Source organism: Curvibacter cyanobacteriorum, from assembly GCF_028649475.1.
Classification (GTDB): Bacteria; Pseudomonadota; Gammaproteobacteria; order Burkholderiales; family Burkholderiaceae_C; genus Curvibacter; species Curvibacter cyanobacteriorum.
In genome coordinates this window covers 73,746-88,423 of sequence record NZ_JAQSIP010000001.1, presented here as the reverse complement: position 1 = coordinate 88,423, position 14,678 = coordinate 73,746, and the positions used below count along the sequence as shown (strand labels likewise).

The following is a 14,678-nucleotide window of genomic DNA, read 5'->3' as shown; positions in this document are numbered from 1 at the left end:
CCCGGCCGCTGGGCCAGGTGGGCGTTGAGGTCAACACAATCCGGCGAGGCCGGTGCGCAGGGGTGCGCCGTCGGACAGCCGCTGATCAGCCCAGCAGACGGGCCTTGGCTTCGGCGTATTCGCGCTTGAGCTGGGCCACCAGTTCGGCGGTGGTCTGCACCTTGTTGATGGCACCAATGCCCTGGCCGCAGCCCCAGATGTCCTTCCAGGCCTTCTTGGCGTCACCGCCGAAGTTCATCTTGCTGGGGTCGCTTTCGGGCAGGTTGTCCGGGTCCAGGCCCGCAGCACGGATGCTGGGCTTGAGGTAGTTGCCGTGCACGCCGGTGAACAGGTTGCTGTAGACGATGTCGTCCGAGTTGCATTCGACGATGGCCTGCTTGTAGGCATCGGCCGCGCGGGCTTCTTCGGTCGCGATGAAGGCCGAGCCCATGTAGGCGAAGTCGGCGCCCATGGCCTGGGCCGCCAGGATGGCACCGCCCGAGGCGATCGAACCCGACAGCGCCAGCGGGCCGTCGAACCATTGGCGGATCTCCTGGATCAGCGCAAACGGGCTCTTGGTGCCCGCATGGCCACCAGCCCCTGCGGCCACCGCGATCAGGCCGTCAGCGCCCTTTTCGATGGCCTTGTGGGCGAAGGCGTTGTTGATGATGTCGTGCAGCACCACACCGCCGTAGCTGTGGATGGCGTCGTTGACGTCGGTGCGGGCGCCCAGCGAGGTGATGATCACCGGCACCTTGTACTTGACGGCCATTTCAATGTCGTGCTCGAGGCGGTCATTGCTCTTGTGCACGATCTGGTTGATGGCAAAGGGCGCGGCAGGGTTGTCGGGGTTGGCCTGGTTGTAGGCGGCCAGGGTCTCGGTGATCTCGGCCAGCCACTCGTCCAACTGGGCGGCGGGGCGGGCGTTGAGCGCCGGCATGGAGCCGATCACGCCGGCCTTGCATTGCTCGATGACGAGCTTGGGGTTGCTGATGATGAACAGCGGCGAGCCGATGACCGGGAAGGACCGGTTGGCCAGCGCTGGGGGCAATTTCGACATGGTGTCTCCTCGATGGGTTTGAGGTTGATTTTTGTTCAGATGCCGCCCCGAGCCCTGTCCATCCCGGGACAGCGCTCGGAGCGCCCGGTCAGAAAGCCTCTGCGGCCAGGGCGTTGACGCTGTCCGCACCTTCCACGATGCTGTCGCGCAGACCCGGGGCCTTGCTCAGCAGGTGGTCGGCGTAGAAGCGCGCGGTGGCGATCTTGCTGCGCATGAAAGCCTCGTCCTGGCCCTGCGCGAGTTGGTCCTGCGCCACCAGCAAGGCACGGCCCAGCTGCCAGCCCGCGACCAGGTTGCCCGCCAGCATCAGGTAAGGCACCGAACCGGCAAACACCGCGTTCGGCGAAGCCTTGGTGTTGCCCGCCACGAAATCAACCACGTCGATGAAGGCCAGGCGAGCGGCCTGCAGGCGCTTGGCCACCGCCACCGCGGTGTCGCTGCCGCTGGCACGCAAGGCGGCCTCGGTCTGCTCGACCTGGGCCGCGATGGCCTTGGCGGTCTGACCACCGTCGCGGGCGGTCTTGCGACCCACCAGGTCATTGGCCTGGATGGCGGTGGTGCCTTCGTAGATGGTCAGGATCTTGGCATCGCGGTAGTACTGGGCGGCACCGGTTTCTTCGATGAAGCCCATGCCGCCGTGCACCTGCACGCCCAGCGACGTCACCTCGAGGCTCATCTCGGTGCTGTAGCCCTTGACCAGGGGCACCATGAACTCATAGAAGGCAGCGTTCTGCTTGCGCGTGTCGGCGTCGGGGTGGTGGTGGGCCGCGTCATAGGCGGCCGCGGCCACGCTGGCCATGGCACGGCAGCCTTCGGTGTAGGCGCGCATCGTCATCAGCATGCGCTTGACGTCGGGGTGGTGAATGATGGGCGCACTGGCGTTGATGCTGCCGTCCACCGGGCGGCTTTGCACGCGGTCCTTGGCGTACTGCACGGCCTTCTGATAGGCGCGTTCGGCCACCGCAATGCCTTGCACGCCCACGGCGTAGCGGGCGGCGTTCATCATGATGAACATGTACTCCAGGCCCCGGTTCTCCTGGCCCACGAGGTAGCCCACGGCGCCGCCATGGTCGCCGAACTGCAGCACCGCCGTGGGGCTGGCCTTGATGCCCATCTTGTGCTCGATGCTCACGCAGTGCACGTCGTTGCGCGCACCCAGGCTGCCATCGGCATTGACCAGGAACTTCGGCACCACGAACAGGCTGATGCCCTTCACGCCCTCGGGCGCGCCCTGCACGCGGGCCAGCACCAGGTGCACGATGTTCTCGGCCATGTCGTGCTCACCGTAGGTGATGAAGATCTTGGTGCCAAAGACCTTGTAGCTGCCGTCGGCCTGGGGCTCGGCGCGGGTGCGCACCAGGGCCAGGTCGGAGCCCGCTTGCGGCTCGGTCAGGTTCATGGTGCCGGTCCATTGGCCCGAGACCAGCTTTTCAAGGTAGATGGCCTTGAGCTCGTCGCTGCCCGCGGTCAGCAGGGCCTCGATGGCGCCGTCGGTGAGCAGCGGGCACAGTGCAAAGCTCATGTTGGCCGAGTTGAGGATTTCGGTGCAGGCCGCGCCGATGGTCTTGGGCAGGCCCTGGCCGCCAAAGTCCACCGGGTGCTGCAGGCCTTGCCAGCCGCCTTCGGCGTACTGCTTGAAGGCTTCCTTGAAACCCGGGGTGGTGGTGACCACGCCGTCTTTCCAGCTTGACGGGTTCTTGTCGCCTTCCCAGTTCAGCGGCGCGATCACGCCCTCGTTGAGCTTGGCGCATTCCTCGAGCACCGCCTGGGCGGTCTCCAGACCCGCGTCCTCAAAACCGGGGATGCTCGCCACCTGGTCGATGCCAGCCAGGTGCTCGATGTTGAACAGCATGTCCTTCAGGGGGGCCGTGTAACTCATGTTGATGTCTCCAGATATGAAAAAGGCATCGCGAACGATGCCCAAGTGCCTGCTACTTTGTTCAGCGGGTCACGCCCGTGCTTTACAGCGCGGCCACCAGTTCCGGCACCGCCACGAACAGGTCCGCCTCCAGACCGTAGTCGGCCACGCTGAAGATCGGGGCTTCCGGGTCCTTGTTGATCGCCACGATCACCTTGCTGTCCTTCATCCCCGCCAAGTGCTGGATCGCCCCCGAGATGCCGCAGGCGATGTACAGGCTCGGCGCCACGATCTTGCCCGTCTGCCCCACCTGCAGGTCGTTGGCCGCGTAGCCCGCGTCCACCGCCGCACGGCTGGCCCCGATGGCCGCGCCCAGCTTGTCGGCCAGCGGCGTCATCACTTCGTTGAACTTCTCGCTGCTGCCCAGCGCCCGGCCGCCCGACACAATGATCTTGGCTGCCGTCAGTTCGGGGCGGTCGCTCTTGGCGATCTCGCTGCCCACGAAGGCGCTCTTGCCGCTGTCGGCCGCGGCCGCGATGGTCTCGATGGCCGCGCTGCCGCCGGTGGCCGCTGCCGCGTCAAAGCCCGTGCCGCGCACCGTGATCACCTTGGTGGCGTCCGTGCTTTGCACCGTAGCGATCGCGTTGCCTGCGTAGATCGGGCGCTCGAAGGTGTCGGCGCTGATGACCTTGCTGATTTCGCTGACCTGCGCCACGTCCAGCTTGGCGGCCACGCGCGGCGCGGCGTTCTTGCCCCCGGCGGTGGCCGGGAACAGGATGTGGCTGTAGTTGGCGGCAATCGCCAGCACCTGGGCGGCCACGTTCTCGGCCAGGCCGTGGCCCAGGGCTTCGCTGTCGGCGTGGATCACCTTGCTGACGCCTGCGATCTGCGCGGCTTGGGCCGCAGCAGCAGCGGCGTTGTGGCCGGCCACCAGCACGTGCACGTCGCCACCGGCTTGCAGCGCGGCGGTGACGGTGTTCAGGGTCGCGCCCTTGATGCTTTGGTTGTCGTGTTCGGCAATAACAAGTGCGGTCATGGTCAGATCACCTTGGCTTCAGTTTTCAGTTTGTTCACGAGGGTGGCCACGTCGGGCACCTTGATGCCAGCGCCGCGCTTCGGCGGCTCGCTGACCTTGAGGGTCTTCAGTCGCGGGCTGACGTCCACACCCAGGTCCTCGGGCTTGACGGTCTCCAGCGGCTTCTTCTTGGCCTTCATGATGTTGGGCAGCGTCACGTAGCGCGGCTCGTTCAGGCGCAGGTCGGTGGTGATGACGGCCGGGATCGACAGGCTCAGGGTTTCCAGGCCGCCGTCGATTTCACGCGTGACGTTGACCTTGTCGCCGGCCACTTCGACCTTGCTGGCGAAGGTGGCCTGGGGCAGGTCGGCCAGGGCCGCCAGCATCTGGCCGGTCTGGTTGGCGTCGTCGTCAATGGCTTGCTTGCCCAGGATCACCAGGCCCGGTTGCTCCTTGGCCACCAGGGCGTTCAAGAGCTTGGCCACGGCCAGGGGCTGCAGTTCAGCGTCGGTCTCGACCAGGATGGCGCGGTCGGCACCGATGGCCATGGCCGTGCGCAGGGTCTCCTGGCACTGGGTCACGCCGCAGCTCACCGCGATCACCTCGGTGGCCACGCCTTTTTCCTTCAGGCGCACCGCTTCTTCGACGGCGATCTCGTCAAAGGGGTTCATGCTCATCTTGACGTTGGCGATGTCCACACCCGTGTTGTCCGACTTGACCCGGACCTTCACGTTGTAGTCCACCACACGTTTGACGGGGACCAAAACCTTCATTGCTGCGGCTCCAAAATTGGTTAATTGAATTGACGTGCACGTAAACCAAATGATTCTATGCGCCCCAGCGCCACGCTGCCAACAACCCTTCCGAAGGGCTCGTGTCAGGGGCTTGGATCCAGCCTAGAATTCAAAAAAGTACGACCGTGCTTTTTTCTGATTATAAGGGACGCTCGGGCCGGTTCGTCAAAAGATCACCCACCCATCTGGAAGGCCATTCGGCGCGCCTGCGGCCGTCGCAGGCGCGACGGCACGGGGCCCTCCCCCGCAGGGCCCTGACGGGCGCGATGGCGCGCCGGGAAACGATGAAGAAAGGGACCCGGGCCGGCTCAGGCGCGGGCTTGCGCTTGCTGCGCGGCGGCTTCGATGGCCGCTCGACCGGGTTCGTCGGTGGAGTCGAACAGACTCAACAGGCGCAGGTGGCGCGCCGACAGGCCCGCCGCACTGAGGGCGCGCTGACCGGTGACCACATAGAGCACGTCCAGACCCGAACCGGCCCACACCGCGAGGGCGTCCGAGGCCACCTGCCCGGCGCCGGATTCCCAGTTGAACATGGTCTTGCGCGTGACCGGGACCAAGGCGGCAAAGTCACTCTGGCTGAACCCGAGGCGCTCACGCTCCTGACGCAATCTGATGCCTGCACCCACCATGATGGACCTCCCGATCTGTCGTTCAATCTCGTCACCGAGCACCGCCCTCAGGCCGGGCTGCTGGCTGGCTTCTGGGCCCCCGCGGCCGGTGCTGCCGGCGCAACAGGGACTGGCGGCAGCACGGCGCCGCCCCCTTGCACATGCAAAACCCGCTGAGGGAACGGCAACTCCACCCCCGCAGCGCGCAACCCCGCCAGCACCGCAAGGTTCACATCCGAGCGGATGTTGAATTGCCCCTTGGAGGGGTCGGCAATCCAGAAGTGCAGGCTGAACTCCAGCCCATCGGCAGCAAAGTTGAGCAGGTAGGCGATGGGCGCCGGGTCCTTGAGCACCCGCTCCTGGGCCAGGGCCGCGTCGCGCATGACCTGCTGCACCAGCTGCACATCGCTGTGGTACGCCACCACCACATTGGTGCTCATGTTGAAGCGCTGATCGTAGGCGGAGAGGTTCTCCACCCGCTGCGCCACCATGGTCTCGTTGGGCACGATGGATTCTTTGCCGTTCGGGGCCCGGAGCAAGGTGTAGCGGGTCTTGATGTCGGTGATCTGCCCTTCAAAGTTGTCCACCCGCACGTTGTCGCCGATGCGCAGCGAGCGCTCGAGCAAGATCACAAAGCCGCTGACGTAATTGGCTGCGAGCTTTTGCAAACCGAAGCCCAGCCCCACCCCGACGGCCCCGCCCAGGACCGACAGCGCGGTCAGGTCCACCCCCACCGCAGACAGGCCAAACAACAGGCCCAGCAACAGCAGGGCGGCGCGCATGGCGTTGACCGCCACGCGCCGCATTGACAGGTCGGAGATCGAGGGCATCAGTACCTGGCGCTCCAGCGTCGACGACACCCACAAGGCGACCACCAGCACCAGACCCGAAGACAGCACGCCCTCGATCAAGGTGCGCAGCGTCACCGTGGTCTTGCCAAAGGTGAGGTGGATGCTTTCCAGCTCGGCCAACACCGAGGGCAGCAAGCCAGTGATCCACAGCACCGCCACCCCCCAGGCCAGCCAGGACACCAGGCGCTCGAGCAGGCGCATGGGCCCGGAACTGGGAAAGGCCGCGGACAGCACGCGTGCGAAGAACCGGATCACCGCCAGCGACACCAGGATCGGGATCGCGGCCTTGAGGATGAACACCGGCTGGTGGTGCCCCACCACGACCCGGGCCGCGTACACCAGCGCCAGTGACAGCAGCGGGAACATCAAACCATCGAAGGTGCTGCGGCCAAACCAGACCGATTCGGGCTTGGCGCCCGCTCGGCGCCCGACCCACACGGTGCTGCCGTAAGCCACCGCCAGGCTGACGAGCACGCAGATCAGCTCAATCCAGGCGGCCGAGTCGCGGAACTCCGCCTGCAAATTCTCCAAAAACTCCATGAACAGTTCACTCTCCACTGAGGGGCCACACCGGAGCCCGCTTTTCCAAAAAAGCCAGCGCCCCCTCTTGGGCCGCTGGGTCCATCATGTTGACAGCCATGGTCTGCGTCGCCATCTGGTAGGCCGCCGCCTGGCCCGCCTCGCGCTGCCGGTAGAACAAGGCCTTGCCCCAGGCCAAAGCCGCGCGGGGCTTGTCGAGCAGGCTGTTGAGCAGAGTCGCCAGCACGGCATCAAGTTCCTCGGGTGCCGCCACCCGGTTCACCAGGCCACTGGCCAGGGCCTCCTCGGCGCCGATGAAATCGCCCGTGAACAGCATCTCCAGGGCCTTCTTGGCCGGCAGGTTGCGTGACAGGGGCACGGCCGGCGTGGCGCAAAACAGGCCATAGCGGATGCCGCTGGTGGCAAAGCGCGCCTCGGTGCTGGCCACCGCAAGGTCACACTGGGCCACCAACTGGCAGCCCGCGGCCGTGGCCAGGCCCTGCACCCGGGCCACGACGGGCACGGGCAAGGCCTGCAAACGGTTCATGAACCGCGTGCACTGGTCGAACAGCGCCTGGTGGTCCGCCTGGGTCAGCCCGGGCTGGGCCATGGCTTTGAGGTCATGGCCTGCACAAAAGGCCGGGCCTTCGGCGGCCAAGACCAAGACGCGCAGGCCCGGGTCCTGCTCGGCCTGGTCCAGCGCCCTCTGCAGCGCCTGCAGCATGTCGGCACTCAGCACATTGAAGCGCGTGGCTTGTTGCAGCGTCAGGGTCAGCACCCCGCGCGCGTCGCGGTCCACGCGCAGCAGGTTGGAGGGGTCGGTTTGGCGGGGGTCCATGGCCCTATTTGACACCATGCCCCGGGCGATCACACGTCGGCCAGCACCCGCAGGTGGGCTTCCACGCTGCGCGCCAACGCCTGCGGGTTGTAGCCACCCTCGAGGCAGGACACGATGCGACCGTTCGAGAAGCGCCGTGCGATGTCCTTGATGCGGTAGGTGATCCAGGCAAAGTCCTGCTCGGTCAGGCCCATCTGGCCCATGTCGTCCTCGCGGTGGGCGTCAAAGCCGGCACTGACAAAGATCATCTCGGGCTTGAAGGCCTCGAGCCGCGGCATCCACATCATCTCGATGATCTCGCGCAGCTCCATGCCCCGGGTGTAGGCCGGCACAGGCACGTTGAGCATGTTGGCCGCCGGGCTCTGGTCGCCCGAATACGGGTAGAACGGGTGCTGGAAAAAGCTCACCATCAGGGCCCGAGGGTCGCCGCTGAGGATGTTCTCGGTGCCATTGCCGTGGTGCACGTCGAAGTCGACCACCGCCACCCGCTTCAGGCGGTAGCGCTCCAGCGCGTAGCGCGCCGCCACCGCCACGTTGTTGAAAAAGCAAAAGCCCATGGCCTTGTCACGGCAGGCGTGGTGGCCTGGCGGGCGCACGGCGCAAAAGGCGTTCTCGAGTTCGCCGGCCATCACGGCATCGGTGGCCGCCAGCGCGGCCCCCGCCGCGCGCAAGGCGGCTTGCCAGGTGTGGGCGTTGATGGCGGTGTCCTGGTCGAGCTGGGCGTGCTCAGGGCCGCCCGCCGCGATCTCGTCAACCAGTCGGTCGGTCAGCCCCCGCAGGGCCGCGATGTGCATGCGGTCGTGGGCCAGTTCGATGTCGGCCAGGGCGGCGGTGGGGGCTTCACGGCGCTCCAGGGCGTCGCTGACCCCGGTCATCAAAAGGCGGTCCTCGATGGCGTCCAGCCGGGCGGGGCATTCGGGGTGGTCGTGTCCCATGTCGTGCTTCCAACAGTCACGATGGGTGTAGTAACCGGTTTTATTCACAGTGGCTCTCATGTCTCTCGTTTTTCGGCTAACGTCTCGGCCCATGCACACACCACAAAAACTCAAGGCCTTGCTGGATCAGCTTAACACGGTGATTGCGGGCAAGGCCCAGCAGGTTCAAGACAGTGTGGCCTGCCTGCTGGCAGGCGGTCACCTGCTGATCGAGGATGTGCCCGGGGTCGGCAAAACCACCTTGGCCCACGCCCTGGCGCGCAGCTTTGGCTTGCAGTTCTCGCGCGTGCAGTTCACCGCCGACCTCATGCCCAGCGACCTCACCGGGGTCTCGGTGTACGAGCGGGCCAGCGAGTCGTTTGTGTTCCACCCCGGTCCGGTGTTTGCGCAGGTGCTGTTGGCTGACGAGATCAACCGCGCCAGCCCCAAGACCCAGAGCGCCCTGCTCGAAGCCATGGAAGAACGCCAGGTCACGGTGGAGGGCGCCACGCGCGCCCTGCCCGAGCCGTTTTTTGTGATCGCCACCCAAAACCCGCTCGACCAGCTGGGCACTTTTGCCCTGCCCGAGTCCCAGCTGGACCGGTTCCTGATGCGCATCTCGCTGGGTTACCCCGACCGCCCCGCCGAACGCGCCCTGCTGGCTGGCCAGGACCGGCGCGACCTGCTCGACCAACTGCCGGCCCAGCTCAGCCTGGCCGAGCTGCGGCAACTGCAGCAACAGGTGCTGGCGGTGCACGCCTCAGAGCCCTTGCTGGATTACCTGCAAGACCTGCTGGCGGCCACCCGCAACGGGCGCTGGTTTGTGCAGGGGCTGTCGCCCCGCGCCGGCATTGCGATCCTGCGCGCAGCCAAAGCCCAGGCCTTGCTGGCCGGCCGCGACTACGTGGCGCCCGACGATGTTCAGGCCATCCTGCCGCAAGCCGCGGCCCACCGGCTGGTGCCCACCCAGCACGCGGGCCGGGGCGCGCTGGACCAGGTGCGGGCCCTGCTGGAGGCGGTGCCCCTGCCATGAGCCCCGCGCCCGCCGAGCCCGCCTCCCGCCACCCGCTGCGGCGCCTGCGCGAGCGCATGCGCCAGTGGTGGCACAGCCGGCTGCCGCGCAGCGACCACCTCACGCTGACCCAACGCAACGTCTACATCCTGCCCACCCGACCGGGGCTGATGCTGGCCACCACGCTGCTGGTGCTGCTGGTGGCGTCGATCAACTACCAGCTCAACCTGGGCTACCTGCTGACCTTCCTGCTGGCCGGTTGTGCCTTGGCGGGCATGCACATTGGGCATGCCACGCTGCGCGGCCTGCAACTGCAGTTGCTGCCGCCCAGCGCGCAGTTCTGCGGCCAGGCGCTGCGCCTGGACGTGCTGCTGAACAACCCGCGGCGAGCGCCCCGCCACGGCCTCGGCATGCGCCTGGCCGGGCAGCAGGACTGGGTCTGGACCGACGTGCCGGGCCAAGGCCAAGCCCCCCTGCAACTGGCTTTCCTGCCCACCCGGCGGGGTCTGCAAAACGTCCCGGTGCTGAACATCGAAACCCGCTTCCCGCTGGGCACCTTCCGGGTCTGGGCGATCTGGCGGCCGGCCGCCCAGGTGCTGATCTACCCCCAGCCCGAAGCCCACCCGCCCCCGCTGCCGCCCGGCGAACCGCGCTCGGGCCCGCCGGGCCATGCCACCCAGGCCGGCCGGGGACAGGACTTTGAAGGCGTTCGCCCCTACCGGCGCGGCGACAGCCTCAAACAAGTGGTCTGGAAGAAAACCGCCACCGCGCTGGCCACCGGCTCCAGCGCCCTGGTCAGCCGCGACAGCGAACACCAACAACCCGCCGAGTTGTGGCTGGACCAGCGCCCCCTGGTGTCGCTGGCGCCCGAAGCCCAGTTGTCACGGCTGTGCGCCTGGGTCCTGCAGGCCGAGCAGCAGGGCCTGGACTATGGCCTGCGCCTGCTGGGCCAGGAGATTGCCCCCGGCCAAGGCGCGGCCCACCAACAACGCTGCCTGGAGGCCCTGGCGCTGTGCTGACCCCCTGGAACACCCTGCCGCGCGAGAGCCGCGACACCCTCTTCCTGCTGGCCGTGGTGGGCTGGGTGATCCTGCCCCATGTCGGCCACCTGCCCTGGTGGACCCCCTGGCTGGCGGCCGCGGCCCTGGGCTGGCGGGGCTGGCTGGCCTGGCACAGCCGGCCCCTGCCCTCGCAGCGCTGGCGCATCGGTTTGCTGCTGCTGGTCATGGGAGGCACCTGGTTCAGCCACCAGACCTTGCTGGGGCGCGACGCCGGCGTGACGCTGGTGGTCGCCCTGCTGACCCTCAAGACACTGGAGTTGCGGGCGCGGCGCGACGCGTTTGTGGTGTTCTTCCTGAGCTTCTTCACGATGCTCACGCACTTCTTTTTCTCGCAATCGCTGCCCATCGCCGCGGCCATGCTCGTTGGCCTGCTGGGTTTGCTGACCGCGCTGATCAACGCCCACCTGCCCGTGGGCCGCCCCTCGCTGGCCACCGCGGCGGGCCTGGCGCTGCGCATGAGCCTGCTCGGCGCGCCGGTGATGGTCGCGCTGTTCCTGTTGTTTCCCCGCATGGCGCCGCTGTGGGGCCTGCCCTCGGATGCCTTGAGCGGCCGCAGCGGGCTGTCGAACCGGCTCGAGGTCGGCAAGCTCAACAACCTGGCGCTGGACGACAGCATTGCACTGCGGGTGCGCTTCGACAGCCCGCCGCTGCAAGGTGACCTGTACTTCCGGGGCCCGGTGTTCATCGACTTCGACGGCCGCGAATGGAAGCCCAGCGCCCCCGACAACCTGAGCAGTCAGGTGCTGCGCCGGCAAGCCCCCAGCAACCTGCAGGTCAGTGGCCCGGCGCTGAACTACGAGGTCACGCTGCAACCCCACAACCGCCCCTGGCTGCTGACCCTGGACGCCACCCCCGCCGCCCCCAAGGCCGGTGACCACGAGGCCTACATCACGCAGGAGCTGCAATGGATCACCCCGCGCCCGGTCAGCGACTTGCTGCGCTACCAGGCGGTGGCGTACCCGCAGTACCGCTACGGCCTCCAGGAGGGCCTGCTGCAGCGCGAGGTGGCCACCCGCTTGCCCACCGGGAAAAACCCACGCACCCTGCAACTGGCGATGGACATGCGGCGCGACCCGCGCTGGGCCCAGGCCGATGCGCTGACGCTCAGCCAGGCGGTGCTGCAGCGGCTGTCCCAAGGCGGCTACACCTACACCCTCGAGCCCGGCGAGTACGGCCAGCACACCGCCGATGAGTTCTGGTTCGACCGCAAGCAAGGCTTTTGCGAGCACATTGCCTCGGCCTATGTGGTGCTGATGCGGGCGCTCGACGTGCCCGCCCGCCTGGTCACCGGCTACCAGGGCGGCGAGCGCAACACCCTCGATGGCTATTGGGTGGTGCGGCAAAGCGACGCCCACGCCTGGGCCGAGATCTGGCAGGCCGGACAAGGCTGGGTGCGGGTCGACCCGACGGGCGCGGTGATGCCGTCGCGCGTTGGCAGCCTGCAGCGCCTGCCCGCGCCGCGCAGCCTGGTCGGCACCGCCCTGGGCCAGGTCAGCCCGGGCCTGCTGCAGACCCTGCGCAGCGTCTGGGATGCCGGCAACAACCGATGGAACCAGTGGGTGCTGGGCTACACCCAAAGCCGCCAGTTGGACCTGCTCAAGCACCTGGGCTTCGAGTCCCCGAGCTGGCAAGACCTGATCCTGCTGCTGGGCGGTGGGCTCAGCGTGTCGGCCCTGGCAGGCCTGGCCTGGATAGGCTGGCAACGCCAACACCAAGACCCCTGGCTGGGGCTGCTGCACCGGGTCACGGAAGCCTTGCGCCAGCAGGGCCTGGCGCTGCCCCCTCAGATACCGCCCCGCGCGCTGGCCCGGGCCGTGCTGGCGGCACGGGGCGAAGCCGGCCGGCCCCTGCACGATTGGCTGCTGCAATTGGAGGCCCTGCGCTATGCCGCACCGGCCGCTGCAGCGCCACCCAGCACCGCGTCGCCAACCAGCGCGTCGCTGCGCGACCTCAGGCGCCGCCTGGGCCCCCTGTTACGCTCGCCAGCCCGCTGACAGCGGCGACAATCTCCCCATGCAAGCCTTGATCCGAATGGCCCCCCTTTGGTTGGCCGCCTGCCTTCTGCCCGGCCTGGCCGGGGCCAACAACGCGCCGAGCCCGCCCAAGAAGAAAGCCGCGGCCTCGGCCCGTCCGGCCGCCAAGAAGCCAGCCCCCAAAACCGCAGCCACCGTGCAAGGCACCCAGTCCTATGCGCAGCGCGCCGACGCGATGACCTTCGCCGATGACCTGGCCGAACGCCGCCAGCTCGACCGCGACGGGCTGCGCCAGACCCTGAGCCAGGCCCGCCTGTTGCCCGGTGTGCCCAAGCTCATGCTGCCCCCGAGCCACCCGAGCGCCAAGAACTGGCAGGCCTACCGGGCACGCTTTGTGGAGCCGATCCGCATCGGTGCGGGCCTGCGCTTTTGGCAACAGCACCGCGCCAGCCTGGAGCGCGCGGAACAAACCTTTGGCGTGCCCGCGGCCATCATCGTCGGCATCCTGGGCGTGGAGACCATTTACGGCCAGCACATGGGCAACTACCGCGTGCTCGACGCGCTGGCCACGCTGGCCTTCGACTTCCCGGCCGCGCACCCCCGGGCGGCCGAACGTCAGGCCTATTTCCGCTCGGAGCTGGAGCACTTTCTGGCGCAGCACCAGCGCGCGGGCACCGACCCGCTGCGCCCCCGGGGCAGCTACGCGGGCGCCATGGGGCAGCCGCAGTTCATGCCCAGCAGTTGGGCGCGTTACGCCATCGACTTCGACGGCGACGGCCGCATCGACCTGTTCAACAGCGCCGACGACGCCATTGGCTCGGTGGCCAATTACTTCAAGGGCTATGGCTGGCAAACCGGACTGCCCACGCATTACCCGGTGCGGCTCGACGGCTCGGCCCAGGACAAGGAAGCCCTGCTGTTGCCCGACATCCTGCCCACCTTCAGTGTGACCAGCTTCACCGCCCGGGGCGCCGTGCTCAACGAAGCCGGCCAACGCCACCCCGGCGCACTGGCCCTGATTGAATTGCAGAACGGCGGTGCCGAGCCGAGCTACGTCGCGGGCACCGAAAACTTCTACGTCATCACGCGCTACAACTGGTCCAGCTACTACGCCATGGCCGTGATCGAGCTGGGCGAGGCCGTGGCCCAGGCCCTGCCCCGCTGACGCGGACCGGGCCACAGCGGCGCCGGACGCGCCAGGCGGCGTGGCCACAGGGCCACAGGGCCACAGGGCCACTGGGCCACTGGGCCGCGTGCCCGCGGGGCCCCCGGCTCAGCGGGGCCAGCGCAGGGTGCCGAAGCGACCCTGCTGGTAATCGCTGATGGCCTGCTGCATCTGCTCGCCCGTGTTCATGACGAACGGGCCCTGCTTGACCAGGGGCTCGCGCAACTGCAGGCCACCGAGCCAAATCAGGCGCGCCGGCCCGGCTGCACCGACCTGCAAGCACAAAGGCAACTCGGGCACCGAGGCCTCGGCGGACAAGGAAGCCCCCATCGCCTGGCCCGCATGCAGGGTCCAGGCGTGGTCGCCTTGCAGCACCGCCACCTCACCCGTCATCACATACAACATGCCGCCCCAGGCGGCTGGCAGCGCCAGGTTGAATCGGCTGCCCGCAGCCAGGGCCACGTCCAGCAGGCAAAACGGCTGGGGCAAGGCGGCCGTGGCGGGCGAGCTCAGGCCAAAGGCATCGCCCAGCACCACGCGCACGCGCTGGCCCGGCGCCTCGTACACCGGCACGTCCTCGGGTTCCAGGTGCACCACGCGCGGGGCCATGCGCTTCAGGCGGGCCGGCAGGTTGACAAAGATTTGCAGCGCGTGGACGTGGGGTGCCTCGCCCTCGGGCTGCTCGGTGTGGATGGCCCCGCGGCCCGCGGCCAGCCAATGCAGGGCCCCAGGGCGGATCGGTCCCTCGTGCCCCAGGGAGTCGTAGTTGACATGGGGCGAGGCGGATTCTTCCAGCACATACGTCACCGCCGACAGCCCCGCGTGCGGGTGTGGCGCGAAGGTGGGCTGGGTCATGTGGAAGTGGTCCAGCATCACCACCGGGTCTGCCCGCCCGCCAAACTGGCTTTCATCAAAATTCAAGGCCGTGAAACCCGTGCCGATGTGCAGCGGGCGCCCGTCCACCACGGGGGACAGGCTGAGTTCGTTCTTCATGCCGATTTCCTGCGGCCCGGCCGGGCCGCTGCAAAGTG

At 67.8% G+C, this 14,678-nt stretch carries 13 protein-coding genes; 4 read left to right on the top strand and 9 right to left on the bottom strand.

Annotated elements, in window-relative coordinates; genetic code table 11:
- Positions 1-85 precede the first annotated feature (85 nt).
- From PSQ40_RS00370 to PSQ40_RS00335, 8 genes are all read right to left on the bottom strand, one after another.
- Positions 86-1,039 (bottom strand): NAD(P)H-dependent flavin oxidoreductase, encoded by a 954-nt coding sequence (locus PSQ40_RS00370; protein ID WP_273947836.1) that lies wholly within the window; start codon positions 1,037-1,039, stop codon positions 86-88.
- A gap of 88 nt (positions 1,040-1,127) precedes the next feature.
- Positions 1,128-2,918 carry an acyl-CoA dehydrogenase gene (locus tag PSQ40_RS00365; protein ID WP_273947834.1) on the bottom strand — a complete coding sequence of 597 codons (1,791 nt, stop codon included), beginning with the start codon at positions 2,916-2,918 and terminating at the stop codon, positions 1,128-1,130.
- 82 nt (positions 2,919-3,000) lie between these two features.
- Positions 3,001-3,933 (bottom strand): electron transfer flavoprotein subunit alpha/FixB family protein, encoded by a 933-nt coding sequence (locus PSQ40_RS00360; RefSeq protein WP_273947833.1) that lies wholly within the window; start codon positions 3,931-3,933, stop codon positions 3,001-3,003.
- Between the two features lie 2 nt (positions 3,934-3,935).
- On the bottom strand, positions 3,936-4,685 hold the full coding sequence (locus tag PSQ40_RS00355) for an electron transfer flavoprotein subunit beta/FixA family protein (RefSeq protein WP_273947831.1): 750 nt from the start codon (positions 4,683-4,685) through the stop codon (positions 3,936-3,938).
- A gap of 329 nt (positions 4,686-5,014) precedes the next feature.
- On the bottom strand, positions 5,015-5,335 hold the full coding sequence (locus tag PSQ40_RS00350; protein ID WP_273947830.1) for an XRE family transcriptional regulator: 321 nt from the start codon (positions 5,333-5,335) through the stop codon (positions 5,015-5,017).
- 47 nt (positions 5,336-5,382) lie between these two features.
- Positions 5,383-6,705, bottom strand: coding sequence for a mechanosensitive ion channel family protein (locus tag PSQ40_RS00345; protein ID WP_273947829.1), 1,323 nt, complete (start codon positions 6,703-6,705; stop codon positions 5,383-5,385).
- A gap of 7 nt (positions 6,706-6,712) precedes the next feature.
- Positions 6,713-7,522, bottom strand: coding sequence for an enoyl-CoA hydratase (locus PSQ40_RS00340; RefSeq protein ID WP_273947828.1), 810 nt, complete (start codon positions 7,520-7,522; stop codon positions 6,713-6,715).
- A gap of 29 nt (positions 7,523-7,551) precedes the next feature.
- Complete coding sequence (locus PSQ40_RS00335) at positions 7,552-8,505, bottom strand: histone deacetylase family protein (RefSeq protein ID WP_273948809.1); 954 nt, start codon at positions 8,503-8,505, stop codon at positions 7,552-7,554.
- Between the two features lie 43 nt (positions 8,506-8,548).
- Here PSQ40_RS00335 and PSQ40_RS00330 point away from each other — a divergent pair, with 43 nt between their 5' ends.
- The 4 genes from PSQ40_RS00330 to mltB are packed head-to-tail and all read left to right on the top strand — an operon-like array spanning position 8,549 to position 13,647.
- Positions 8,549-9,469, top strand: coding sequence for an AAA family ATPase (locus PSQ40_RS00330; RefSeq protein WP_273947826.1), 921 nt, complete (start codon positions 8,549-8,551; stop codon positions 9,467-9,469).
- Positions 9,466-10,467: a DUF58 domain-containing protein gene (locus PSQ40_RS00325; RefSeq protein WP_273947825.1), complete on the top strand. Its 1,002-nt coding sequence runs from the start codon at positions 9,466-9,468 to the stop codon at positions 10,465-10,467. The genes PSQ40_RS00330 and PSQ40_RS00325 overlap by 4 nt, the downstream gene beginning before the upstream one ends.
- Positions 10,461-12,503, top strand: a complete 2,043-nt coding sequence (locus PSQ40_RS00320) for a transglutaminase family protein (protein WP_273947824.1) — start codon at positions 10,461-10,463, stop codon at positions 12,501-12,503. Before PSQ40_RS00325 ends, PSQ40_RS00320 begins: the two co-directional genes overlap by 7 nt.
- A 19-nt stretch (positions 12,504-12,522) precedes the next feature.
- Positions 12,523-13,647, top strand: coding sequence for a lytic murein transglycosylase B (gene mltB / locus PSQ40_RS00315; RefSeq protein WP_273947822.1), 1,125 nt, complete (start codon positions 12,523-12,525; stop codon positions 13,645-13,647).
- A gap of 108 nt (positions 13,648-13,755) precedes the next feature.
- Here mltB and PSQ40_RS00310 read toward each other — a convergent pair whose 3' ends face one another.
- Positions 13,756-14,640 carry a pirin family protein gene (locus PSQ40_RS00310; protein ID WP_273947820.1) on the bottom strand — a complete coding sequence of 295 codons (885 nt, stop codon included), beginning with the start codon at positions 14,638-14,640 and terminating at the stop codon, positions 13,756-13,758.
- Positions 14,641-14,678: the final 38 nt, after the last annotated feature.